The 23,635-nt window shown below is 72.6% G+C and carries 17 protein-coding genes and 1 pseudogene; 9 read left to right on the forward strand and 9 right to left on the reverse strand.

Going from position 1 to position 23,635, the window contains the following annotated elements:
- Window positions 1-61 precede the first annotated feature (61 nt).
- Window positions 62-1,633 carry a hypothetical protein gene (locus IE263_RS14025; protein ID WP_189936058.1) on the forward strand — a complete coding sequence of 524 codons (1,572 nt, stop codon included), beginning with the start codon at window positions 62-64 and terminating at the stop codon, window positions 1,631-1,633.
- Here IE263_RS14025 and IE263_RS14030 read toward each other — a convergent pair.
- The 5 genes and pseudogenes from IE263_RS14030 to IE263_RS48520 all read right to left on the reverse strand — a co-directional run.
- Entirely contained in the window at window positions 1,626-4,421 is a 2,796-nt protein-coding gene (locus IE263_RS14030; protein ID WP_189936060.1) for a DUF5682 family protein, read from the reverse strand. The two genes, IE263_RS14025 and IE263_RS14030, sit on opposite strands and share 8 nt — an antisense overlap.
- Window positions 4,418-5,530, reverse strand: a complete 1,113-nt coding sequence (locus IE263_RS14035) for an ATP-binding protein (RefSeq protein WP_189936062.1) — start codon at window positions 5,528-5,530, stop codon at window positions 4,418-4,420. Before IE263_RS14035 ends, IE263_RS14030 begins: the two co-directional genes overlap by 4 nt.
- A gap of 57 nt (window positions 5,531-5,587) precedes the next feature.
- The gene (locus IE263_RS14040) at window positions 5,588-6,955 is read right to left on the reverse strand and encodes a VWA domain-containing protein (protein ID WP_189936302.1); all 1,368 of its coding nucleotides are present in this window, start codon (window positions 6,953-6,955) and stop codon (window positions 5,588-5,590) included.
- Window positions 6,956-7,023: 68 nt separating this feature from the next.
- Window positions 7,024-8,418: a hypothetical protein gene (locus IE263_RS14045; protein WP_189936304.1), complete on the reverse strand. Its 1,395-nt coding sequence runs from the start codon at window positions 8,416-8,418 to the stop codon at window positions 7,024-7,026.
- 33 nt (window positions 8,419-8,451) lie between these two features.
- A pseudogene (locus IE263_RS48520) lies at window positions 8,452-8,955 on the reverse strand (hypothetical protein); the annotation flags it as partial.
- Between the two features lie 271 nt (window positions 8,956-9,226).
- On the opposite strand from IE263_RS48520, the gene IE263_RS14050 reads away from it, so the two are divergent.
- From IE263_RS14050 to IE263_RS14060, 3 genes are all read left to right on the forward strand, one after another.
- The gene (locus tag IE263_RS14050; RefSeq protein WP_189936064.1) at window positions 9,227-11,479 is read left to right on the forward strand and encodes an ATP-binding protein; all 2,253 of its coding nucleotides are present in this window, start codon (window positions 9,227-9,229) and stop codon (window positions 11,477-11,479) included.
- Between the two features lie 378 nt (window positions 11,480-11,857).
- Complete coding sequence (locus IE263_RS14055; protein ID WP_189936066.1) at window positions 11,858-12,814, forward strand: AraC-like ligand-binding domain-containing protein; 957 nt, start codon at window positions 11,858-11,860, stop codon at window positions 12,812-12,814.
- Between the two features lie 102 nt (window positions 12,815-12,916).
- Window positions 12,917-13,615: a hypothetical protein gene (locus tag IE263_RS14060; protein ID WP_189936068.1), complete on the forward strand. Its 699-nt coding sequence runs from the start codon at window positions 12,917-12,919 to the stop codon at window positions 13,613-13,615.
- An 83-nt stretch (window positions 13,616-13,698) separates the two neighbouring features.
- On the opposite strand, the gene IE263_RS14065 is transcribed toward IE263_RS14060, so the two are convergent.
- The 3 genes from IE263_RS14065 to IE263_RS14075 form a co-directional block, all read right to left on the reverse strand.
- Complete coding sequence (locus IE263_RS14065) at window positions 13,699-14,139, reverse strand: Lrp/AsnC family transcriptional regulator (RefSeq protein ID WP_189936070.1); 441 nt, start codon at window positions 14,137-14,139, stop codon at window positions 13,699-13,701.
- A 28-nt stretch (window positions 14,140-14,167) separates the two neighbouring features.
- Window positions 14,168-15,517, reverse strand: a complete 1,350-nt coding sequence (locus tag IE263_RS14070; RefSeq protein WP_189936072.1) for a transaminase — start codon at window positions 15,515-15,517, stop codon at window positions 14,168-14,170.
- Window positions 15,518-15,661: 144 nt separating this feature from the next.
- Entirely contained in the window at window positions 15,662-16,438 is a 777-nt protein-coding gene (locus IE263_RS14075; RefSeq protein WP_189936074.1) for an ANTAR domain-containing protein, read from the reverse strand.
- Window positions 16,439-16,566: 128 nt separating this feature from the next.
- Between IE263_RS14075 and IE263_RS14080 the strand changes: the two genes are divergently transcribed.
- From IE263_RS14080 to IE263_RS14090, 3 genes are all read left to right on the forward strand, one after another.
- Window positions 16,567-16,908 carry a helix-turn-helix transcriptional regulator gene (locus IE263_RS14080; protein WP_189936076.1) on the forward strand — a complete coding sequence of 114 codons (342 nt, stop codon included), beginning with the start codon at window positions 16,567-16,569 and terminating at the stop codon, window positions 16,906-16,908.
- Window positions 16,909-17,258: 350 nt separating this feature from the next.
- Complete coding sequence (locus IE263_RS48525; protein ID WP_229910972.1) at window positions 17,259-18,893, forward strand: C40 family peptidase; 1,635 nt, start codon at window positions 17,259-17,261, stop codon at window positions 18,891-18,893.
- A 104-nt stretch (window positions 18,894-18,997) separates the two neighbouring features.
- A complete protein-coding gene (locus tag IE263_RS14090; protein WP_189936078.1) occupies window positions 18,998-20,194 on the forward strand; it encodes a cytochrome P450 in 1,197 nt (398 codons plus the stop codon).
- Window positions 20,195-20,198: 4 nt separating this feature from the next.
- Here the strand turns inward: IE263_RS14090 and IE263_RS14095 are convergent, their stop codons facing one another.
- Window positions 20,199-20,372, reverse strand: a complete 174-nt coding sequence (locus IE263_RS14095) for a hypothetical protein (protein ID WP_189936080.1) — start codon at window positions 20,370-20,372, stop codon at window positions 20,199-20,201.
- A 189-nt stretch (window positions 20,373-20,561) separates the two neighbouring features.
- Here IE263_RS14095 and IE263_RS14100 point away from each other — a divergent pair, with 189 nt between their 5' ends.
- Window positions 20,562-22,940 (forward strand): protein kinase domain-containing protein, encoded by a 2,379-nt coding sequence (locus IE263_RS14100; protein ID WP_189936082.1) that lies wholly within the window; start codon window positions 20,562-20,564, stop codon window positions 22,938-22,940.
- 58 nt (window positions 22,941-22,998) lie between these two features.
- Complete coding sequence (locus IE263_RS14105; RefSeq protein ID WP_189936084.1) at window positions 22,999-23,634, forward strand: class I SAM-dependent methyltransferase; 636 nt, start codon at window positions 22,999-23,001, stop codon at window positions 23,632-23,634.
- Window position 23,635 lies beyond the last annotated feature (1 nt).

The raw sequence follows: 23,635 nt of genomic DNA on the forward strand, positions 1-23,635 counted from the left end.
TAAGGTCATGGGCCCCCTGCTGCCGCGGGGGGCCCGTTCGTCGCATGGGGGGACACGAAGCATGCCGACACCCGAGCAGATCTGGCAGGACGCCGATCTGCCGACCCGGCGCCTGGCCGGACTGGCGCTCAATCCGTCCGCTCCGCACAACGTCCTGCTGCGGCTCCTGGCGGACGCTCCGTTGGCGGTACGGATGGTGCTGTGCCGGGACCGGGTCCTGCCCGAGGCGGTCGTCGACGCCGTCGTCGAGCATCCCGACAACCGCACCCGGAGCTTCTTCGCCCGCAATCCTCACGTCGACCCGGCCCAACGGGTGCGGCTGGTGGACGATCCGGACTGGTTCGTCCGCGCCCACCTCGCCGAGGCTCCCCGGGTGACCGCGCCTGCCGAGCCCCGGCCGCTGCCCGACGCCGCCGTCGTCCACATGATGAACACGTACGACCCCGAGCACCTGGGCGGGACTTTCTACCGGCAGTTCTCCGTCGAACTGCGCCGCTCCATGGCGACCCATCCGGACGCCAAGGTCCGCGCCTGGGGGGTCGGCATGTGGTGGGGGTGGCTGCCCGCCGAGACGCGGGCCGCGCTGCTGGCCGACCCCGACGACGAGGTGCGGGAGAGGGCGGAGAACCACCTGCGCCACGAGGATCCGGCGTGGGTGGAGAGCGTCCTGCCCGCCCACTCCTGCCACGCCCGCACCGGCATACTGCTCCACAACGCCCTCAGCAGGGCTGTGGTGGACAGCGTCCTCACCACTCCGGCCGGCCCGCAGGACCGGTCGATGATCGCGTCCAACCCCAGTCTCCCACCCGACGTGGTGGTCCTGCTGGCCGCCGACCCGGCCCCGGAGGTCCGGGCGGAGATCGCGCGCCGCACGGATCTCGGCCCCACCGAACGGCGCGCCCTGGTCGCCGACCCCGATCCGGACGTGCGCCGGGCGGTCGCCCGTCAGCCGGGCCTCGACCACGTCGAGCGCCACGCCCTCGCGGCGGACCCCGACCCGAAGGTGCGGCTGGCCGTGTCCGTTCACCCCGCGTGGACCGAGGAGGAACGGGCCCGGATCTCCTACGAGGTCCCCCTGGACCACTTCTTCGTCTTCCACCCCGCGCCCCTGACGCCCCGGGACCCTGAAGTCGTCCGCCGGAACGCGCTGTCGGGCCACCCGATGCTGCGCCGGGAGGCGGCGCGGGAGCACTCGCTGCCACCGGACCTCGTGGCCCGGCTGGCCGTCGACGACGACCTCGGCGTACGCGTCCTGCTGGCCCAGAACCACCCGGACGCCCCGGCGCCGCTGCTGCTGCGCAGCTTCCTCGAGTACACCGGACCCGACCGCGCGCATCTCCTCACCCGGCCGAACTTCCCGACCGACGGGCTGGCGACCTACGCCGACGACGAGGATCCCGAGGTCCGCGCACTGGCCGCACGGGACCCCGGGACCGCGCCGGACACCGTGGACCGGCTCACCCGGGACCCGGACCCCGCCGTTCGGGCCGCGTCGGCACGGCACCCGAATCTTCCGCCCGCCCGGCTGACGGAGCTCCTCGACGACGAGGAACTGGCCCACTGCGCCGCCGCGAACCCGGCGTTGGACAGGGACACGATCCTGCGGCTGGTGGCGGCTCTCCCGGTCATGTGACGGCCAGCAGCGCCTCCAGTTCCGTCGCGGTCCGCGGGTGCCGGGCGAGGAGCGCCGCGCCGGGTGCGGCGGTTTCCGTGGTCTCCCACGTCCCGTCACAGCCGAGCAGGTCCGCGAGCGCGTCGCAGGTCGCCGGGTGGGTGGCGAGGAGCGCGACGCCGGCGGCTGCCCCGGGAGATCGCTCGGGGTGGACGGCGGGCGGTTCCTGCGTCAGGTGCCACGGCGGTATCCAGGCGTCCAGTTCCGGGAGGCGGGCCGGGAAGACGCGGCCCGCCTCCCGGATCAGCAGGGGGGCCAGTTCGCTGCCGCCGGCGCGCAGGGTGGTGATCAGGGTCGGGAGCCAGGGCAGGAGGACGGGGTCCGGGAGACGGGCGAAGGCGTTCGACACCGCCTCGACGACGAAGTCGGCGAGGCCGGGCACCGGTTCCAGGGCGTGGACGAAACCGCTGAGGTAGCGGGGGTAGGCGGGGACGACCAGGGGGTTGGCGAGCAGGTCGTCGCAGCGGGTCCGCAGGGCGGCTCGGGACAGTGTGCCCAGGTGGGTCTGTGCCGCCCACAGCAGGGCGGTGCGTGAGGGTTCCCGGGGGTGGGACTGGGCCAGGGCCAGTTCGAGCTGGGTGCGGTCGCAGCCGAGGGAGAGGGCCAGGCCCTCCATGCTGAAGAGGAAGCCCAGCATGGCCGCGACCTGGCGGACCGTCGCGTCCTCGTCGGTGAACGCCGTCGGCAGCAGCGTGCAGTAATGCGCGTAGCCGGTCTTGACGAAGGACTCGATCCAGGACGGCAGGAGCGGTTCGCTGGTGCGGTAGTAGGCCAGCAGGCCGCGGATGCGGCGCAGTACCTCCGGTGCGCCGTCGACGGTGCGTTCGCTCGCCAGGACTTCCAGGGCGCGGGTGCCCAGTTCGTCGGCGAGGCGGCGGCTGCGCAGGTAGCGGATGGCGTCCTCGACGGCCTCCAGCACCTGGGCCGCCGTGGCCTGGGGCGCGTACGCGGTACGGCGCAGCCGTTGTTCCAGGACCTGCTCGATGGTGACGCCCTCGTAGCCGAGTTCGATGAGCGCGCGCTGGTGGGTGCCGAGGGCCAGGTCCCAGGACTCCTGGATCGGGCGCTCGCCGAGGCGCCGGTCACCCATGATCGGCCGGGCGGCGCCCTGGGGCAGCAGCCGGCGCAGCATCCACAGCACGTCGGAGCAGCGCTCCAGCTCGGGCCGGGAGGCGATGTCCAGGAGGGCCCGCTGGACGCCGCGTTGCTGGAGTCTGAGAGCGAGCGGTGCGAGCCGGTCGTGCACGTCCCGCGCGAGGGGCGGCAGCGCGTCGTAGCCCACCTGGCCGACCCGGTCGCCGCCCATCATGATCTCGACCAGCCGGCGCACGTCCCGCCGCCCGGGCACCGTGTCCTTCTCGATGCAGGTGACGGCCGCGTCCTGGAAGTCGTACGGCGTCGGCCTGACACGGTCGCGCATCCCGGCCAGCAGGATCGACGTCTCGTACACGGCGATGGCGTCGGCGGTGGAGGCCAGGTAGCCGTTGCGTCGTGCGGCCCGCACGATGTCCACGGACCAGCCGAGCAGTTCGGCCTCGTCGAGGGGGTCGAGGGCGGGCGGCCGTTGCAGGAAGCCGGTGAGCCGGTCCGCGGGCCGGGCCTGGGGCACCGAGGCCGGGGTGGGCAGGGCCTTCCTCGGCTTCGTGCTCTTCTTCGTGCCCGCCTGGCCTTCCAGGCGGTACGGGCGGACGCCGGTGCGCCTGAGGTTCTTCGCCCATTCCGTCGCGGCGATGGACACCGAGCCGGCGGCCAGGCCGAACTGCGCCTCGATGGCCGCGTGGCTGGATGGGATCAGACCGTGCCGCCACTTCGTGGCGGTGGGCGGCGTGATGGTGAAGGTGTCGCTGCCGTGCACGCCGAACTCCTCGACGCGGCTGGCCGCATGGAACGCGCCGCAGACGTAGAGGCAGTCGGCGGGGTCGGTGCCGGTGGCGGCGAGGTGTTCGCGCATCCGGGTCCACATGTACCGCTCGCGGTCCTCGTCGATCCGTACGCGCCGCGGGTCGCCGGGAGCGAGGCGCCTGAAGAGGCTGCCGATGAGCAGCATGACCTGCCGGTAGGTGTCGTGGTCGCTGTCGCCCAGGGGCAGTTCGACGTACTGGTGCCACCACTCCGACCAGTGCCGTACGCGGCCGTGGCGCAGCAGGTGCTCCTCCAGTTCCGCGAAGCGCGGGCGGAGGTCGCCGATCTCCACGCCGACGGCGTCGCCGTGCAGGGCGGTCTCCTCGTCGGCGGGCGGTGCGTCGGGGCCGGCCTCCTCGGGGGTGGGCGTCTCCCATTGGAAGACGTGGTCGGAGGAGCGGTCGACGAGGACGAGTTCGACGCCGGGGGTGTCGAGGGCGTAGGCGATCGCCTGGTATTCGGCCGAGGCCTCGGTGACGGGGGCGACCACGGAGAGCGGCGCCCAGTCGGCGGGGAAGCCGTCGATCTCGCTCGCGAACGCCTGAACCGCCACCGGGAGGCGGCAGTTGCGCAGTTCGGTGAGGAGGGGCGCCATGTCCTCGCACAGCTCGAGGTAGATCACCTTCGGCTGCTTCTCGCGGAGCCGGCGGGCCATGGCGAGGGCGGAGGCCGGGGAGTGGTGGCAGACCGGGAAGATCTCCAGCGGTTCAGCCACCGCGCGCTCGACGTCGTCGACGATGCCCCGCAGGATGCCCTCCAGCGCTCCGGGCCCGTCGGCGAACGCGGTGGCCGCGTCCTGGAGTTGGGTGCGCAGGGCGGTGAACGTGCCCTCGGGCAGGCCGCTCATGACAGGGTCGCGATCGCGTCGCGGCCGCCCTCGAGGAACTCCGGCCAGGAGCCCCCTTCTTCCTTGCTGCGCGGTTCGACGACGCCGTGCAGGTACTTGTTGAGGATGGCGAGGTCCTCGGGCTCCCGTCGGGCCAGCGAGCCGACCAGGGAGGAGGCGAGGGTGTGGGCGGTGAGGGCTCGCTCGCCGAAGAAGTTGCTGTGCAGGATCGCGTCCTCCAGGACGCCGATCTGCTCGGCCGTGGACAGCGCGGACTCCAGCTTCTCGTCGTCGCTGCCGGCTGCGGCGGCGGAGGCACGCAGGTCGGCGAAGCTCTGCAGCAGCACGTCCAGCAGGGTGGGCGGGACGTCCAGGTCGATCTGGTGGCGGCGCAGCAGTTCCTCGGTGCGGAAGCGGACGATCTCCGCCTCGCTCTTCTTGTTCGTCACCACCGGGATGCGGACGAAGTTGAAGCGGCGCTTGAGGGCGGAGGAGAGGTCGTTGACGCCCCGGTCGCGGCTGTTGGCGGTGGCGATGACGGAGAACCCGGGCTTGGCGAAGACGATGTTGTCGCTGTCGAGTTCGGGGACGGAGATGTACTTCTCGGACAGGATGGAGATCAGCGCGTCCTGGACGTCGCTGGTGGAGCGGGTGAGCTCCTCGAAGCGGCCGATCGAGCCGGCCTCCATCGCGGTCATGATCGGCGACGGGATCATCGACTCCCGGGACTGGCCCTTGGCGATCACCATGGACACGTTCCACGAGTACTTGATGTGGTCCTCGGTGGTGCCGGCCGTGCCCTGCACCACCAGGGTGGAGTTGCGGCTGATCGCGGCGGACAGCAGTTCGGCCAGCCAGCTCTTGCCGGTGCCGGGGTCGCCGATGAGCAGCAGGCCGCGGTCGGAGGCGAGGGTGACGATGGAGCGCTCGACGAAGCTGCGGTCACCGAACCACTTCTGGGAGATCTCCCGGTCGAGGCCGTCGGCGCGCTCGGAACCGAGGATGAACAGACGGACCATCTTCGGCGACAGACGCCAGGAGAACGGCTTGGGGTTGTCGTCGACGGACTCCAGCCAGTCCAGCTCCTCGGCGTACTTGATCTCGGCGGGGGCGCGCAACAGGTCGGACATGTCAGGGCCTTTCCAAGTGAGTGGGCGGCGAATGCCGCGAGCAAGGGGGGCGAATGCCTAGGCGAGGGACGACTTGAGCTCGTGCACGAGTCTGCGGACGTGACCGGAGACCACCGGTGTGCCGAGGGCCTTGAAGCGCTCCCGGAACCAGGGGTTGACCTCCTGGCGCCCTGAGCTGGTCACCGAGCCGACGGGGATGAACTTCACCCCGGAGCGGTGGACCGCCTCGATGCCCTCGAACAGCGGCTGGGAGCGGTCGAACTCGTAGAAGTCCGAGATCCACACCATGACGGTGTTCCGGGGTTCGGTGATCTTCGGTCGGGCCATGGCCATCGCGACCGGACCGTCGTTGCCGCCGCCCAGGTTGGTGCGCAGCAGCACCTCGAAGGGGTCGTTCACCCAGGGGGTGAGGTCGATGGCGCGGGTGTCGTAGGCGATGAGATGGACGTCCACCTTGGGCAGGCCGGCGAAGATCGACGCCAGGATGGTGCAGTTGACCATGGAGTCGACCATCGAGCCCGACTGGTCGACGACGACGATGAGCTTCTGCGGTGTCGTCTTGCGGGCGGTGTGCCGGTAGTAGAGGCGGTCGACGTAGAGCCGTTCCTCTTCCGGGCTGTAGTTGGTGAGGTTCTTCCAGATGGTGCGGTCGAGGTCGAGGTTACGGAAGACCCGCTTGGGCGGAACGGAGCGGTCGGGAGCGCCGACCGTGGCCTTCTCGACCTGGGTGCGCAGCACGTCGGCCACCTCGTCGACGAAGCGGCGGATCAGGGCCTTGGCGTTGGCGAGGGCGACTCCCGACAGGTTGCTCTTGTCGCGCAGCAGCTGCTCGATCAGCGACATGCTCGGGGTGAGCCGCGCGGCGAGCCTGGGGTCGGCGAGCACCTCGCGCAGGTGCATCCGCTGGACGAGGTCGGCCTCGATGGCGCCGAGTTCGGGGCCGATCGCGGGGATCAGGCTGCCCGCGGCGGGTGTCGTGCCGCGTCCGCCGCGCAGTTCGCCGGGTGTGCAGCCGAGCGCGCGCTCCAGCCAGCCGGCGTCGGACTGCCAGCGCGACAGCTGCCCGGCGCTGACGGCTCCGCTGCCGGTGGCGAAGACGTTGAGCAGCACCTTGGAGACCAGCGCCGCACGCCGCACCTCGGCGGCACGGTCGCGTACGTCCGTGTCGTCGTCGCTGTCGCCGGTCTCGGGGACCATCAGGCCGTCGAACTCGGCGGCCAGCTCCGGGTGGCGCTGCACGACGGAGTCGACGGAGGCCTGCGGGTCCAGCAGCGCGGGCGGCAGCCCGAGGTCCTCGACGACGGCGAGGCTCGCGGACTCCAGCGCGGCCTGCTCCTCGGGGTCGAAGAGGCGGGCGAGCAGCCGCCAGTAGAGGACCTGGCGGCGGTTGTCGTGGGCGGCCGCCTCGGGGGCCTGCTCGGTCATGTGCTCGGTAGTGCGTTCAGTCGTGTGGTCGATCGTGTGCTCAGTCGTGTGCTCGGTCATCTGCTCGCTCATTTCCGCAGCAGCCTCCCCGCCCGCTCCCGCAGCACGGTCACGGCGTCCGTCGCGGCCTTCTCCGCCTTGACGCCGGCCTTGTCGGTGGTGCCGCCGGCCCAGGCCCCCGCCTGGAGGGCGACGGTCTTCTTCCGCACGGTCGTCTCGACGGCGAGCGGCTGCAGGCGGAACTCCCCGTCGTCCCAGCGGAGCAGGCCGATGCAGGCGCCGGAGCCGGCGACGGCCTCGGTGGTGAGGGGGCCGGCGGTCGGGATGCGGTCGGTGTCGACGGCGAGGGTGCGTCCCGCGAAGGTGAGGGTGAGAGCGCCGGCGTCCTGCTGAGTGGCATAGCCCTCCAGGAACACCGGTTCGGCGAGGCGTGCGGGATGGCGGTCCAGGGGTGTGGTGGGTGCGGCGGTCGCGGTCGGGAGGGCGACGCGGGCGGTGGCGAACGGGTCCGCCGGGTCGCCCGGGCGGGCCCGCTCGTCGTCCCAGATCAGGTCGCCCTCGTCGGTGAGGGGCATGGCGGTGAGGTCCATGGTCCGGCCTTCGCCGAGGGCGGCCAGCAGTGAGAGGTGGGGGCGCAGAAGTTGCCAGACGCCGGCCGCCACGACGGTGTCCGGCTTGGGCACCGAGACGCTCGCGCGCACGAGACGGGGCGCGCCGCCGTCCGCGGGTTCGAACACCGCGTGGACCTGGGCCTGTGCGGCGGTCGCGTGTTCGTGCAGGTCGACGCCGAGTGGCAGCAGACGGCCGGTGGCGGTGCCGACGACCTGCGGCTCGGCCGCTCCGGGTTGTGTCAGGAGCAGGGCGCGCGCCCACAGGTCGCCCCAGCGGCGCGCCGGGAACCGCTCCAGGGCGGTGCCGGGGCAGGAGGCGGCGAGTTCGGCGGCGAATCCGTCGAGGAGCGTGGCCAGGCGGCGCAGCGCGGGGTCGGGGAGCATCGCGGAGACGATCTGTGCCGCTGAGCCGACGAGTTCGTGGTCGATGCCCTGCCAGCCGGTGCGGGCGAGGTCCGCGAGCCAGGTCCGGGCGGCCACCAGCAGGTTGGCCGCCTGCCGCTCGGCGGGTGCCGTCACCGTCGTCTCGGTGCGGATGCGGCCGGTCGTCTCGTCGGCCCGGGCGGTCAGCGCGTCGTGGGCGGCGCCGAGCAGGGCGGTGCGGGCGGCGGCGAGGGCGACGAAGTGGTCCTCGCTCGCGGCTCCGGCCGCGGCCTTCTCGGCGGCCTCGGCGACCCGCGCGGCCAGGGGCGAGCCGGCGACGGCAAGGGCGAGTTGCGTCAGGTCGGCGGCGCGGGCGGCCTGGGGGCGCAGCAGACCCGCGACGAGGGCCCGGTCGAAGGCGTCGACCGCCGCCAGGGCCTCGTCGAGCCCGTCGACGGGCGCGGTGAGCAGGTCGGCCTCCTCCCCCACGCTCGTACCGGGCTCGTGCGGGGGCGCCTCCGTCGCCGCCGACCGGGTCGGCGGGAACCACTGCATCTCCGGCAACGGGGCGGTGGTGGGGGCGAGTTCCAGGTAGGCGAGGTGGCGCAGGAACCTGCTGAAGACGGGGGCCGCCGCTGCCTTGCCGTCCGCCTGTGCGGGACGGGTGCGGGTCATCGCGACGGTGAGGGAGGCGGCGTCCGCCTCCCCGCCCTCGGGCTCGACGCGTAGATAGCGGGCGACGCGCTCGGCGCCGTACTGGAGGACCGCCTCGGTGATCAGGGCGCGGATGTGGTTGCAGAACGAGCCGCGGGCGCCGCCGCAGGGGCGGTTGTTGTTGGTGCTGCACGCGAACGCGTAGGTGCCGGAGGCGACCGACGAGACGTACACGCGCTCGATGTCCGAGCCGCTGGAGACCACACCCTGGAGGCGTCCGTCGGCCAGTTCGACGAAGGGGACCTTGGCGAGCTTGCGTGGCCGCGCGGGCGGCACCACCCGGGCCGTGCTCGACTTCTCCCAGTCCGTCAACGCACCATCTCCTTTGCAGCACAAGGCGTGTCACGCCGAGTCGGCGCAGCACAGGGGGACTGTCGCGGCAGAGCGGCTGCGACAAGAACGAAGCTACCGGCGACCACTGACAACGCCCCTCGCCCTCGATCCGACAGCGCTTTCACCGCCGATCGGACAACGCTCTCGCCGCCGACCGGAGCGGGCCCGGGAACCCTCTCCGTCTCTTCTAGAATTCGGATGATCATGCTCGGGGGCGTCGGCAGGGGCATGGCGAGACGAAGGGGCGGGATTGACCGGGGAGCAGGCGGCGTTCGGAGCGCTGCTGCGGGAGTTGCGGCTGTCCGCGTCGCAGACCATCGAGGGCCTGGCGGAGGCGTCGGGCGTGAGTGTGCGCGGCATCGGGGATCTGGAGCGGGGCCGGCGGGCGGCTCCGCAGCGGCGGACGGTCGCCGCCCTCGCGGACGGCCTCGGCCTGGACGAGACACTGCGGGAGCGGCTGCTGTCGGCCGCGCGGGCCGGGCGCACACCCGGCTACAGCCCGCTGGGAGTGCGGGCGTTCCCGCGGGGCATCGACGACTTCGTGGGCCGGGAACGGGAGTTGGGGCGGCTCACCGGGCTGGCCGCCGGCGAGCGTGCCCAGCCGGTGGTGGTGGCCGTGTCCGGGCCGCCGGGGACAGGCAAGACGACGCTCGCGCTGCACGCCGCCCGCGACCTCGCCGGCCGTTTCCCGGACGGACAGCTGGTCCTGGACCTGCTCGGCACGGACGACGACCCGCCGGGCCCGGCCGAGCTCGTGCTGGGTGTGCTCAAGGCCCTCCAGGTCGCCGACCGCGACCTGGTCAAGGCCGGTCCGCAGGGCCATGCGGCGTTGTACCGGCAGCTGTTGGCGGAGCGGCGCTGTCTGCTGGTGATGGACAACGCCCGGGACGAGGGCCAGGTGCGTCCGCTGCTTCCGGCCGCCGGCGCGAGCATGGTCGTGGTGACGAGCCGGCGCATGCTGACGGGGCTGGACAGCGTGCACCGGCTGCCGCTCGGGGAGTTGAGCCCGCAGGAGGCCGCCGTCTTCCTGACCGGCCTCGTCGGGGCCGAGCGGGCCGCGGCCGATCCGGCCGCCCTGGCCGAGGTGGCCGAGCGCTGCGGGCACCTTCCGCTCGCCCTGCGGGTGGCGGGCAACTGGCTGGCAACCCGCACCGGTTGGACCGTACGGCGGCTCGCGGACCGGCTCGCCGCCGACGACCGGCGCCTGGACGTGCTGGCCGCCGGGGACGTCCGCGTGGACGCCGCCTTCGAGCTGTCGTACCGCCAGCTCACCCCGTCGGCCGCCCGGCTGTTCCGGCGGCTGGCGCTGGTGCCGGGGCCGGACGTCGGGGTCGCCGGCGCGGCGGAGCTGACCGGGCAGCGGGTGTTCGACGCCGAGGACACGCTGGAGGAGCTGGTCGAGACCGGGCTGCTGGGGACGGACGGAGACCGTTACCGGCTCCACGACCTGCTACGGCTGTTCGCCCGGACCCGGCTGAACGCCGAGGAGAGCGCGGGGGACGTCGAAAAGGCGCGGGCCGCGCTGCACCGCTGGCTGCTGGAGACGGCGGTCGTCGCGGGCCGCTGGTTCGAGCCCGACCACGGTGCTCCCCCGCCCACCTGGCGGGGCACCGTCGACCTGTCGAGCGCCGACCGGGCGCGCCGGTGGCTGCAGGCCGAGGGCCTCAACTGGCTGGCCGCCCTGCGCGCGGCCGCGGCCGCCGGGAACCACGCCGCGGTGGTGGAGGTGGCCGAGGCGCTGCACTGGTTCTCCGACCAGTGGATCTTCTGGGGGCACTGGTCCGAGGTGTTCGGCACGGCTGCCGACTCCGCACAGGCGCTGGGCGATCCCGTCGTTGAGGCGACCCAGCTCAACTACCACGCCTGGGCCGTGCTCCTGTGCGAAGGCCGCCCCTACGACAGCCTCTCCCGCTCCGCCCTGGCGCTGGAGGCGGCCCAGCGCGCCGGCGACCTCGCTCAGCAGGCGTGGGCTCACAACTACGCGGCCTGGGCCCACCGGTTGCTCGGCGACTACGCGTCGGCCATCGAAGCCACCCGCGAATCCGCCCGCCTGTTCGAGTCCGCCGACGATCTCCACGGCACCCTGCAAGCCATGCTCGGCCTGAGCATCGTCCTTCTGGACGCGGGCCGACCCGAGGAAGCCCTTGCCTGTGACCTGCGCTCGCTCGCCTTTCTGGACGAGGCCGGCGACCGCGTCGAACCGCACATCGCCGCCATGGCCCGGCTCAACCTGCACATAGGCATGGGCCGCGCCCACGCCCTCATGGAACGTTGGGAGGAGGCCGTCACCCATCTCCGAACCGCCGGCGACCTCAGCCTCGACGGCCGCAATGCGGCCATGCTGAGCCGTTGCCTGGTCCACCTGGGCAACGTCCTGCTGTCCGCCGGACGGCCCGCCGAGGCACGGGAGGCCTTCAGCCGGTGTGTCTCGCTGGGCCTCGACGCCGACCCCCAGCGTGTCGCCGAGGCCCGCGACCTTCTCGCCCGCCTCGACGCCGACTGACCTCCGTTCCCTGTCCCCGCGCCGCCGCAGCGCGAGGACAGGGAACGGTGCGCGGGCGTCGCCGGCGGGCGAGTCCCCCTCGTCGTGCCCCCATCCTCGTCCCAACGGCTCCCCGCGTCTTGCCCTTGAGCGCACGGGGGCTGTTCCCTGCGCGCACTCCACATGACCCACCGGGCTCGTGCCTCGCTTTCTGCCTGCTTCCTGCCTGGAGGCCGCCGTGTGCCGCTGCTTGGCTGGGAACGGCGGGGAAACCGGGGCCGCAGTGTCGCCGGCCCCGCCCCGGCGAAGGGCAGCAGCGGGCCCTCTTGGCCCGCGTGACCCACAGCGCCACGGCTTCGAGCTCTCCGCCGGTATCGCACAGGTGGAGAGGAGAACCGGGTGAACCTGGTCCTGACGACGGCTTCGGTCCCCGACGGGGAGAAACTCGCCTACTGGCGAGACGCGCTGAGCACGGCGCTCGTCCCGATGACGGTCGCCACGCGCGGCGACGGGCCGTTCTCGGGCCGGATCTCCACCGCCCGCCTGGGACACCTCCGCGTCTCCGCCATCGAGGCCGACCCGCAACGCACCAGCCGCACACCCCGGCACATCGCCCAGGCGCCCGCGGACTACATCGCGATCGGCGTCCAGACAGCGGGCACGGCCACCCTCGTCCAGGACGGCCGACACGCCGGGGCCAGCGAGGGCGACCTCGTGGTCTACGACACGACACGCCCGTACTCCCTGGACTACCCGGAGCCGTTCTCCACCCGGATCGTGCGGATGCCCCGCCGGGCCGTGGGCCTGCCCGAGGAGGATCTGCGGCGGGTCACCGGTACCGCGATCAGCGCCACGGAGGGGTTCGCTGCCCTGCTGGTGTCCTTCCTGACCGCCCTCACCACCTCGGTCCCGGCCTGCTCCCCGTCCGTCGCGGCCAGGCTGGCGGACGGCGTCGTGGACCTGTTCGCCACGCTCGTGGAGGAACGGACACGGGGGCGCGGGGAGCAGGCGGCGGGCGCGCACAAGCACCTCGTCCTGCGCATCCGCGACCACATCGACCGGAACCTGGGCGATCCGGCGCTGACCCCGCAGACGGTCGCCGCCGCGCACCACATCTCGGTGCGCTATCTGCACCGTCTGTTCGAGGGCGAGGGCATCACGGTCGCCCGGCTGATCCAGCAGCGGCGGCTGCACGAGTGCGCCCGTGAACTGGGGCGCCCTGACGCGCCGACGCGCACGGTGTCGGCGGTGGCCCAGCGATGGGGATTCGCCAACCCCGCCCACTTCAGCCGCGTCTTCCGCGCGGCCTACGGACGCTCCCCGCGCGAGTGGGTCCGTGCCGGCTCGTTCACCTGAGGGCGCGGACACTCGCCGGCCGAAGTCCGGTTCCGGACCTGCTGCCGGAGCCTCGCCGAAAATCGGCTCGGTGAGGCAAGCTCCTGGCCGATCATGGGGCGTATGACCGTTCAGCTTCCGATCAGCACGCTCAGCCTGCGGCACGTCATACCGGAGCCCCTCGCCCTGGAGCAGTGGGCGGAGGTGCGTCCGCTGATCGATGGCCGGGATGTGCTGAAGGAGATTCACCCCGGTGGGGTGGCGAGCTGCTGCCGTTCGGAATGGGCCGGTCCGGCCGAGCGATGGCCGTTGGCGGCCACGGAGGTGCCGCGTCGGGTCGAGCTGTCCAACAACAACTGCTACACCGGGTGTTGCGGCGGTGTCTTCGTCACGATCCACCGGCAGGGCGACCGAGTGCTCTGGTCGTCCTGGGAGAACACCCACGACAGCCGGGTGCCGGTGCCTGCCGACGTCCGCTTCGACGCGGCCCGGTACGACGCCGAACTGTCCCGCGCCGTGGCCGATCTCAGTTGGGAACAGCCGGTGGACACCGTCGCCCGTCTGCTGACGCAGACCTTTGCCGACAGTGGCTGGTTCGAACGCTGGGACTGCGTCCTGGAGGATGTGGATCTGCGACGTGAGGAGCCCCAAGGGGTCGACGTGTACTTCAGCCACGCCCGCGCCCCTCATGAGCGGCCCACCCACTACGCGTACGAGTTCCTCGTCACCCCGCACGAACCCGCCGAGCAGCAGGCGCAGCGGTTCGCCGCGCGGATTCTGGCCGACGACCCCCGCCTGACTGCCGAACAGTGGGGTGACTGAGACACCCCGCCCTGAGCGGTGGCCACCGCCGTGGGCTCACCCGGGGGGAAGGGTCCCGGCCCGCCGCCCATGGATCGGCGGGGTCAGCCCACCTCCCACAGGAACCGGTGGGTGTGGATGGCGAAGTAGGGGAAGGACTGGACGCCGCTGACGCCCTCGATCTGCCGCACGGTGTCGTTGACGAAGTCGAGCAGATCCTTCGCGGTGGGGCTGACCACCTCGGCGAACAGGTCGAAGCCGCCGGAGGTGAGCACCGAGTACACCACCTCGGGGTGGGCGGCCAGCGCGTCGGCGACGGGGCGCGGGTCGCCGTCGACGGTGATGCCGAGGAGGGCCATGGCCTGGCCGCCCATGGCCATCGGGTCGGTGACGCCGACGACCTGGACGGCCCGGGAGTCCAGCAGCCGTTGCAGGCGCTGGCGGGCGGCGGACGCGGACAGGCCGACCTTGGGGCCGAGGTCGGCGTACGCGATGCGCCCGTCGGTCTGCAGTTCGCGCAGGATGGCCCGGTCGATCTCGTCCACGTCTGTGTCCTCTTCCTGTCGTCGGTGCTCAGCCGGCCAGCTCGGCCAGGGCCGTCGCGAACAGCTCGGTGTGGGTGTCCACGTCCTGTTCGGTCGTGTCGGGGCACATGAGGGCCATGTTGTGGAACGGGGTGAGCAGGATGCCCCGGTTGGCGAGGTAGAGGTGGAGGAAGTCCTCCAGCTCGGTGTCGCCGGCGGCCGCGGCCTCGGTGCCGGTGCGGGGCGCGGGGGTGGTGAAGCGGTACTCGGTGCGGGCGCCGAGGCGGCTGACGGACCAGGGCAGGGCGTGGGCGTCGATGCCCGCGCGCACGCCGGCCTCGAAGCGCTCGGCCAGTTTGTGCATGCGGGCGAACGCCTCGTCGGTCAGGACGTGTTCGAGGGTGGCCCGCATCGCGGCGACGGACAGGGCGTTGCCGGCGAGGGTGCCGCCGACGCCGCCCATGTCCACGAGGTCCAGGTCGTCGCGGCCGAGCAGCCGGTCGGCGAGGTCGGCGGAGAGGCCGTAGGCGCCGGCCGGGATGCCTCCGCCGATGGCCTTGCCGATGGTCAGTACGTCCGGCTCCAGGTCCCAGGCGGCGGTGCAACCGCCGGGGCCTGCCGAGAAGGTGTGCGTCTCGTCGTTGATGAGGAGCGTGCCGTGGCGGCGGGTGAGCTCGCGTACGCCGGCCAGGTAGCCGGGTTCGGGCAGGACGATGCCGATGTTGGTGAGCGCGGGTTCCATGAGGACGGCGGCCACGTCGCCGTGGGCGAGTTCGCGCTCCAGGTGGTCCAGGTCGTTGAACTCGGCGACCCGGCTGGTGAGCGTGACGTCGCAGGGGGCGCCGACGTTTCCGGGGCGTGCGGTGCCCTGGCCGTCGGGGCCGGTCACGATCAGGGACTCGTCGACGCTGCCGTGGTAGCAGTAGCTGTTCACCAGGATCCTGGGGCGTGCGGTGACCGCTCTGGCGAGGCGGATGGCCCAGCGGTTGGCGTCGGTCGCGGTCAGCGAGAAGCTCCAGCGGGTGAGTCCGAAGCGGCGGGTCAGTTCCGCGCCGACCCGTTCGGCGTCCTCGGTGGGCAGCATGGCGGTCGCGCCGCCGAGGGCGGTGAAGCGGTGCTGGACGGCCTCGGCGACGGCGGCCGGCGAGTGGCCCGCCATGGCGCCGGTGTCGCCCAGACAGAAGTCGAGGTACTCGTGCCCGTCGACGTCACGGACCCGGGCGCCGCGCGCGGACTCCAGGTAGCGCGGAAAGGCGCCGGCCGTCTTGTTCATCCAGGTCATCGGCACACGGCCGAAGAGGTGATCGGCGCGCGCGTAGGCGGCGCGGGAGCGGGGGTTGCGCCGTTCGGCCTCGGCGCTCTCGCGGGCCAGCAGGTGACGCAGTCGGGCAAGGTCCATGGCACACCCCGGACGGAGGAACGAGTGAATGCCCGAAATCTACGATCGAAAGAGCGGATGGAGCAAGGGATGACGATCGAATCGATCGCCGCAGCAGTCGATTCAGTGGCCCGGGCGAGCGATTCGGTCGCCGTGGCAGTCGATTCAACGGCCGGGGCGATCGATTCGGTCGCCGTCCTCGTCCACTGCGGGCGTCGACCGGATCTTGGCCACCGCCGCCGCCACCTGTTCCTGCACGGCCTCCGCCGGTGGCGCGCCCTGCACGGCGCCGACCAGGTCGCGGGCGAGGTGATGCAGCTTGGTGTTGGTGTGCTGGGAGGCCTCGACCAGGACACGCCAGGCGTCCTGCGCGCTCAGCGCGAAAGACGCCATGAGGATGCCGCGAGCGAGGTCGATGACCGGGCGGGTCTGCATGGCCCGGCGCAGCTGGACGACCTCGATGCGCAACTCCTGTTCGATGTCGCCCGCGTCGCCGTCCCGTACCTCCGGGAGGGGCGCCGCGTCGTCGCGGTGGGGGTCGGGGCCGAGGTCGGCGAACAGGACGTCGGTCCCGGTGAGGGTGAGCAGCCGTTCGACCACGGGACCGGCCGAGCGGATGACGAGGGTCTTGCCCTGCTTGAGGCCCTGCTCCCGCAGGCTGAGCAGCACGTTGAGGGCGGAACAGTCGCAGAACACCACGTGGCCGAGTTCCAGGTCGACGCCGCCGACCGCGGCGGCCAGCGCCGCGCGCAGGGCGTGCGTGAGCTGCTCGGCGGAATCAAGGTCGAGTTCCCCACGGATCGCCACGACGACGCGGTCACCGTCGGGCCGGAGGGCGATCTCCGGCACGGCCGCGGTCCGGGCGGGCGATGCCCCGCTCGTCTCCGCCCGTACCCGGTCGTCCCCCGCACCGGGGTTCGCTTCGTACGCGGGCTCTGCCATGACCGCCTCCTCCGGTCACTCCGACCTCGCGGTTCCAGAGTCACCCGTACCCATGTCACACGTCAACCGATACATGAAATTGAGTTCAGGCGTTTGTATACGTGAATGTGTCGTCTTAAGATTGCTTCATGGAGGGAGTGCCTGAGCCGCATATCGGATGGACGTTCCTGACCAATCACGCCCGCGTACTGGCGGTCATCGCGGACAACCGCAGCGCCCGGATCCGCGACATCGCCGCGCACTGCCGGCTCACCGAACGCGCCGTCCAGAAGATCATCTCCGACCTCGAGCAGGACGGCTACCTGTCCCACACGCGGGAGGGGCGCGGCAACACCTACCGGATCGAACCCGGCAAGGTACTCCGCCACCCGGCCGAGGCAGGTCTGACCGTGGCATCCCTGCTCTCCCTGCTGGTCCAGGACGAGGTGGACCGCGCCCGGCATCCCGAGCCCGGACCGCACGGGGCGTGACCTCGGCACGGCGATTCGGTCAAGTCGGGGCGATGTAAACCTCGTTGAGACCGAAAGAGACGAAGGTCACGAATACGTATCGGACATTTAACGCTTCAATCTTCACACGAGCCACACATGTTGGCTAGGTTGACGCCCAGGCCGCACGACCGACTCCGGCGAACCCCGCCGGCCGCGCGGCCTCCGCCGAGTCCGTGGCACCAGCGGTACGGCCGGAGCCGGGGACCGTCCAGTCCCGGGGTGGATGCTCAACTGCCGAACCGCGCAGCGAGCTTCGGGCATCCTGTTGACGGGATCGCCCGGATCCACCGCCCACTCGGCCGGCGGAGCACGGAAGGAGTACGTCTTCCATGGCGACGGATCGCACTACGGCTTCCGCACGCTTCGAGGACGCCGGCGAGCCGAGCCGCGCGGAGATCCAGCAGCGAATCACCTCGCTCTACAACCGGGCCGAGACCGACTCCGGGACGTTCAACGCCACCCGCGCCATGAAGAACGGCTCCCGCCGGACCGTGACCTCCGTCGCCAACAGCGGGCGCCGGGCGGCCGATCCGTCGGTGGAGGCCGTCGCCAAGCAGTGGTTCGACGTGGTGCGCACCCGGATCGGACCGACCACCCCCGCGACCCTGCCCGCCGACCGCCTGCCCGAGCGTCCGGCTCAGCCGCAGCGTCCGGCCGGCTCCGACGCCGTACGGGAGTTGGAGGCGGGCGGCCGACGTGCGCCGGAGGCCGGCGGCCGGCTCGAGCTGGAAGCGGGCGAGCGCCGGGCGCCCGAGCTGACCGCGCGAGCTGTGCCCGAGCTGACCGCGGGAGCCGTGGCCGCGCTGCCGGCGGTGCCCGCGCAGCGGCAGGAGGAGCCCAAGGCCCTGCTGCCCGCCCCCGCCTCCGCTCCGGCCGCCCTTCCCGGGGCCGCTCCCGCGGCGCCGCAGTCCTCGCTCCGGACCAACAAGGACCAGATCCGGCGCAAGCTCACGACGGCCCGTGAGGTGCTGGCCCGAGCCGTCTCGCAGCCGGCGCCGTCCCTCCCGGCGATCGAGTCACGGCCGGTCGAGCAGACCTGGGACACCGGCGAGGTGCCGGCCTACCGGACGACGACGGACACGTGGTCGGGACTGCGGACGGACGGCCGCGGTACCGACATGTCCGGGCCGATGAGCGGAGCCGGCCTCGCCCCGACCGCCGGAACCGGCCCCTCCGCCCTCGTCTCCGTCGTCATGTCCCCCGAACCCGTCGTGCCCGCCCCCGTGTCCATCCCCACGACACCCGAACCGGTCCGGTCCGCGCCCGTGTCCGGCTTCCCGGCACCCGAGACGGGCATCCTCGCGGCCAGTTACGGCGACCTCCTGGCGCCGACGCCGGAACCCGCCATACCGCAAGCCACGCTTCCCACCCCCGAGTTCACCCTCCCCACACCGCAAGCCACGCTCCCCACCCACGAGTTCACCCTCCCCATACCGCAAGCCACGCTCCCCACCTCCGAGTTCACCCTCCCCACCCCCCAACTCCCCTTCCCTGCCGCCGAGGTCGCTGCTCCGGCTCCTGCCCCGGCCCCGACTCCTGCGCCGACTCCCGCCCCTGCTCCTGCTCCCGCCGAGGCCACCGGCTACACCACCGGACCCGCGTATCTCGGCAAGGCGGACAAGGCCCTCGCCTTCGCCCGCGCCCAGATCGGGCGGCCGTGCGTGTGGGGCGCCACGGGGCCCGGGGCCTACGACTGCTCCAGTCTCACCCAGGCCGCCTGGAAGGCCGCCGGGGTGACGCTGCCGCGCGCCGCCATCGACCAGGCGCAGGCCTTCACCCGGGTCGGCCTCGACGACCTGCAACCCGGTGACCTCGTCTTCTTCCACGACGACCTGAGCCACACCGGGCTCTGCTCGGGCAACGGCATGATGATCCACGCCCCGGGCCCCGGCGCGTACATCCGCGAGGAGTCGGTCCACAGCCTCGGGGAGGGCGCGCTGCGCGGCGCCGTGCGCCCCGCCTGAGGCCCCGCCCGCTCCCGCTCGGGCCCGTGGCCGGTAAGAGACGGTCCCTGTGCGCGTCAGGGCCGTCACACTGGCGTCCGGCCCATGAAGGGAAGGGTGGCCCGATGGGGGACGCGCAGGGGAGCGCACGCAAGGTCGACCGGGGACGCGAGCGGTCCGGCTGTCCGGTGAGCCGTGGGCCGGACGGGTCCTGGCAGGTGCACGGGTACGCGGTCGCCCGCGAGGTGCTGCGCAGTACGGAGACGGTACAGGCCGGGCTCGGCATCGAGACGGTGGAGAAACTGCCGCCCCGGGTCCGCCGTCCCGTGCTGTACCAGGACGGCGCCCAGCACCGGGAGCAGCGGCGGCAGACCGCCCGGTTCTTCACGCCGCGCCGTGTGGACGAGCACTACCGCGAGCTGATGGTGCGGGTCGCCGACGAGCAGGTGGCGGCGCTCCGGGCGGCCGGCAGGGCCCAGTTGTCCGATCTGAGCTTCACCATGGCGATCGAGGTCGTGAGCGACATCATCGGCCTGCGCCACAGCCGTCCGGGCCTGAAGGGCAGGCTGGAACGCTTCTTCCCCGAGGAGTTCGGCCGGCCGGGACTGACCAGTGCGCGTGGCCTGTACTGGCTGGTGCGTCAGAACGCGAACTGGCTCCGCATCCATCTCGCCGACGTGCGTCCCGCGATCCGCGCCCACCGCGCCCGCACACGCGACGACCTGATCTCCCACCTGCTGTCCGAAGGGTGCTCGGACGCGGAGATCCTCGGCGAGTGCCTGACGTACGCGGCCGCCGGCATGGTCACCACGCGTGAGTTCATCTGTGTCGCCGCCTGGCACCTGTTCACCGACCCGGAGCTCCTCGACCGGTACCGGACGGCCGACGAGCCGGAGCGGCTCGGGCTGCTCCAGGAGATCCTGCGGCTGGAACCCGTCGTAGGGCGGCTGTCGCGACGAGCCACCGCTCCTGTGCGGCTGCCCACGGCGGACGGCGAGGCCACGGTCCGCCCCGGTGAGCTGATCACCGTCTTCGTCGACGAGGCCAACGCCGACCCGGAGATCATGGGCCCCGACCCGCACCGGGTGCGTCCGGGCCGGGTGCCGGCGCTGGGGCCGAGCGCGGCCGGGCTCGCCTTCGGAGACTGCGCCCACCGCTGTCCGGGCGCCTCCGTCGCCGTACTGGAGGCGGACGTCCTGCTCAGCCGGCTCTTCGCGCTCGACGGTCTGCGGATGGCCGGTAAGCCGCGCGTGTCGTTCAAGGACGACATCGGCGGCTACGAGATCAGAGACCTGACGGTGGCGGTGGCCGGAAGGCGGTGAGACCTCAGAGGACCGCCGAGTTCGGGCGCGCCTGCGCCCGCCTGGCGTTGTTGTAGATACGCAGGAGGTGCTTCGAGACCGCGCACGGGACGGTGTCGAAGTGGCACTGGCGGCAGGTCCGCACGTGCTCCTCGTAGGTGGCACGGGCCTGTTGCAGAGCATCCTCGGGAGAGGTCATCGGGGGTCCTCCAGACGGAATCGACGGTTGCCGGGCCGGTTGCTACTTGCGAGTAGCAACCTGAGGATGAAAGTGGATCATGTTACTGACGGTAGTGGAAACTCTGATTCCGGCCGCTTCCGGGAACCGCTCCTTCCCATACGGCGTGAACTGATCAGTGCGGGACGACTGACGGGCCGGGGAGGCGCGATGCGGTGGGGAGCCAAGCGACGCGGGGGAGCGTCGGAGAGGGAGGCCGACCGCGCGGAGGTGGTCGAGGAGTTGCACTCCGTGGCGGCCGTCGCCGAGGAGAGCGGCCGGGCGGGACGGTTCGCCGAGGCGGTCAGCCGGTACGGCGACCTGGTCGGCCAGGCCACCCTCGCGCTCGGACCGCACGCCCCCGAGACCCTGCGCATGCGGCACCAACTCGCCCACTGGACCGGCGAGTCGGGTGACATCCCGGGCGCGATCGAGCAGTTCACGCGGCTCTTCGCCGACCAGGAGGCCCACCAGGGCCCCACCCATCCGCACACCCACCTGGCCCGTCACCAGCTCGCCCACTGGTACGGCCGCTCCGGCCGCCACGACGAGGCCGTACGCCGGTACGAGGCGATGCAGCGGGCAGCGGAGGCGGAGGGCCGCACCGAGGCCGCGCTGGACCTCCAGTGCAACGTCGGCTACTGGCAGTTGGAGGCCGGCGACACCGCCTCGGCCCTGCGCACCTTCACCGAGATGCTGCGGACCGCCGAACGGGACCTGGGCGCGACCCACCAGATCACCAGGGTCGCCAGGAACTACTACGCGCGGCTCGCGGGCAGCCTGCCGCTCGGGCAGGAAGGCGGCCACGACGGTCTGGCGGACCTCCTGGAGGCGGCCCGCGGGGTGGAGGCGGCGGGCGACCTGCGGCGGGCGATGCGCATGTACGGGCGGATCGCCGACACGAGCGAGCGGTTGTACGGCGCGGGCAGCGAGCAGACGCTCGACGCGCTCGTCGCCCAGGCGAGCGCGGCGGTCGCCGCGGAGGAGTTCGCGGCGGCGACCGACGCCTTCCAGAGGATCCTGGAGTGCCTGGAACTGCGCGGCCAGGGCCCCGGCACGCCCGAGTACGACACGCTGCGCGCCCAGCGCGAGGGGCTCGCCGCGCGGGCGCGGGAGACCGTACTGCGGGTCGGCGTCACGGCGGGGCAGCAGATGGCCAACCACGTGGTGGCGTCACCGGCGACCGCCTTCGGCGTGCTGACGAGCGCGCGCGGCAACCGCCTGGCCACGGCGGCGACCGGCCTGGCGGAGCACTCCGGCGGGCGCGGCCCGGGTGCCCTCTCCGCCGAGCAGTGGGAAGCCCTGCTGAAGGATCTGGCGGCGCAGGGTCACGATGTGCTCGCGCTGTACTTCTCCCGCCCCGGGCTGCAGCCGACACCCGACGACACCGACCTGTGCGGGCGGCTGGGGCTGCTCGCCGTGTGCGTCGAACCCCAGGGCGGCGCCGGGATCGCCGCGCAGGCGTACTCCTTCGGGCCCGACGGTCCCGTCGCGGTGCCGATCCTCGTGACCGAGGAGGAGGAGCCGCAGGACCGGCCGCCCTCCCCCGCGGCGCCACGCGAGATCACCGTGTTCGACGAAGGGGCCGAGGCCCTCGGCGGCTGGCGGGGGCCCCAGGAGGCGCGTGCGGCGCGAGCGGCGGACGATCCGCCCGCCTTCGGCCCGTACGAGGTGCTGCAACGCATCGGCACGGGCGGCTTCGGACGGGTCTACCTGTGCCGGGACACCGACGGGATCCTCGTCGCCGTCAAGACGCTGCACGCCGAGTACGCGGCCGACGCCGACATCCGGGAGGGCTTCGCCCACGAGGTGCAGGCCGCCCGGCGGGTGCGTGAGCAGCGGTTCACGGTGCCCGTGATCGCCGCCGACACCGACGCCGACGTGCCCTGGATGGCCGTGCCGTACGTCTCCGCGCCCTCCTTGCAGGAGTTCGTGCAGCGGTTCGGCCCGCTGGACGAGCCGACTGTGCGCCGGCTCGGCGCGGGCATCGCGACCGCCCTCACGGCGATCCACGCGGCGGGAATCGTCCACCTGGACCTGAAGCCGGCCAACGTGCTGATGACCGAGGACGGGCCGCGCGTCATCGACTTCGGCATCGCCCAGATCGAGCGCCTGACGGAGCCCCGCGAGGGCTTCGCCGGCACGTACGCGTACGCCTCCCCCGAACAGCTCCGTGCCGACCCTCACTTCACCCCGGCCAGCGACGTCTTCTCCCTGGGCACCCTGCTGGCCCGGCTCGCGCTCGGCCGCCTGCCGTGGGGCGAGGACGCCCCGACCGTCGTCGAGAACATCCGCACGGGCATGCCCGACCTGTCGGGTCTGCCCGCCGGCCTGGAACATGTGGTCCGGGGCTGTCTGCGGCCGGACCCGGCCGAGCGGCTCACCCCCGCGGAGGTGGCGGTGGAGCTGGTGCCGGATGCGGCGGGCGGCGGGATCGACGCGCCTCGGTTCACCGACGAGGCACGCCACCTGATCCGGGAGCACGCGACGCTTCCGGTCACCCGGCGGTGGGAGACGTTGGCGTACACGCGGACGCAGCCACCGTTGTGAGCCACCGTCAGGAGTGCGAGGATGCGCGGGATCCGCTGACCACGACGGGAGGGCCGGCATGGGCGGCAAGGACGACGCGCGGCGTGCGGCGGCGGTGTTCGACGCGCTGGGGTCCGCGTACGAGAAGGCGTTCGCGCACTCCCAGGCGCGCCACCGGTCCCTGGAGTGGCTGCTCGGACGGCTCGCGCCGGGCAGTCACGTGCTGGACGTCGGCAGCGGCACGGGCCGGCCGACCGCCGCGACCCTGGTGGAGGCGGGCCACGACGTGCTGGGCGTGGACGTCTCCCCCGTGATGGTCGACCTCGCCTCACGGCAGGTTCCCGGGGCCACCTTCCGATGCGTCGACGTGCGGGAGCTCCCGCTGGACGAGGGCTCGTTCCACGCGGTCTGTGTCTACTTCTCGCTGCTCCAGATGGACCGCGCGGAGCAGGCCGCTCTGCTCGGCCGGCTCGCGCGGGCGCTGCTGCCGGGAGGCAGTCTCGTGCTGGCCACGGTGCCGCTGGACATCGAGGGCGTCGACGCCGTCTTCATGGGGCAGCCGGTGCGGGTCACCAGCTTCGCGGGTGAGGATCTCGTCGAGGTGGTGACCGGGGCCGGCCTGACGGTGCTGGCCGAGGAGAACGTGCTGTTCACCCCGGACCATCCCGAGGGCGGGCCCGAGCCCCATCTCTTCCTGTACTGCGGGCGGGAGTGAC

The organism is Streptomyces aurantiogriseus (assembly GCF_014649375.1).
GTDB classification, from domain to species: domain Bacteria; phylum Actinomycetota; class Actinomycetes; order Streptomycetales; family Streptomycetaceae; genus Streptomyces; species Streptomyces aurantiogriseus.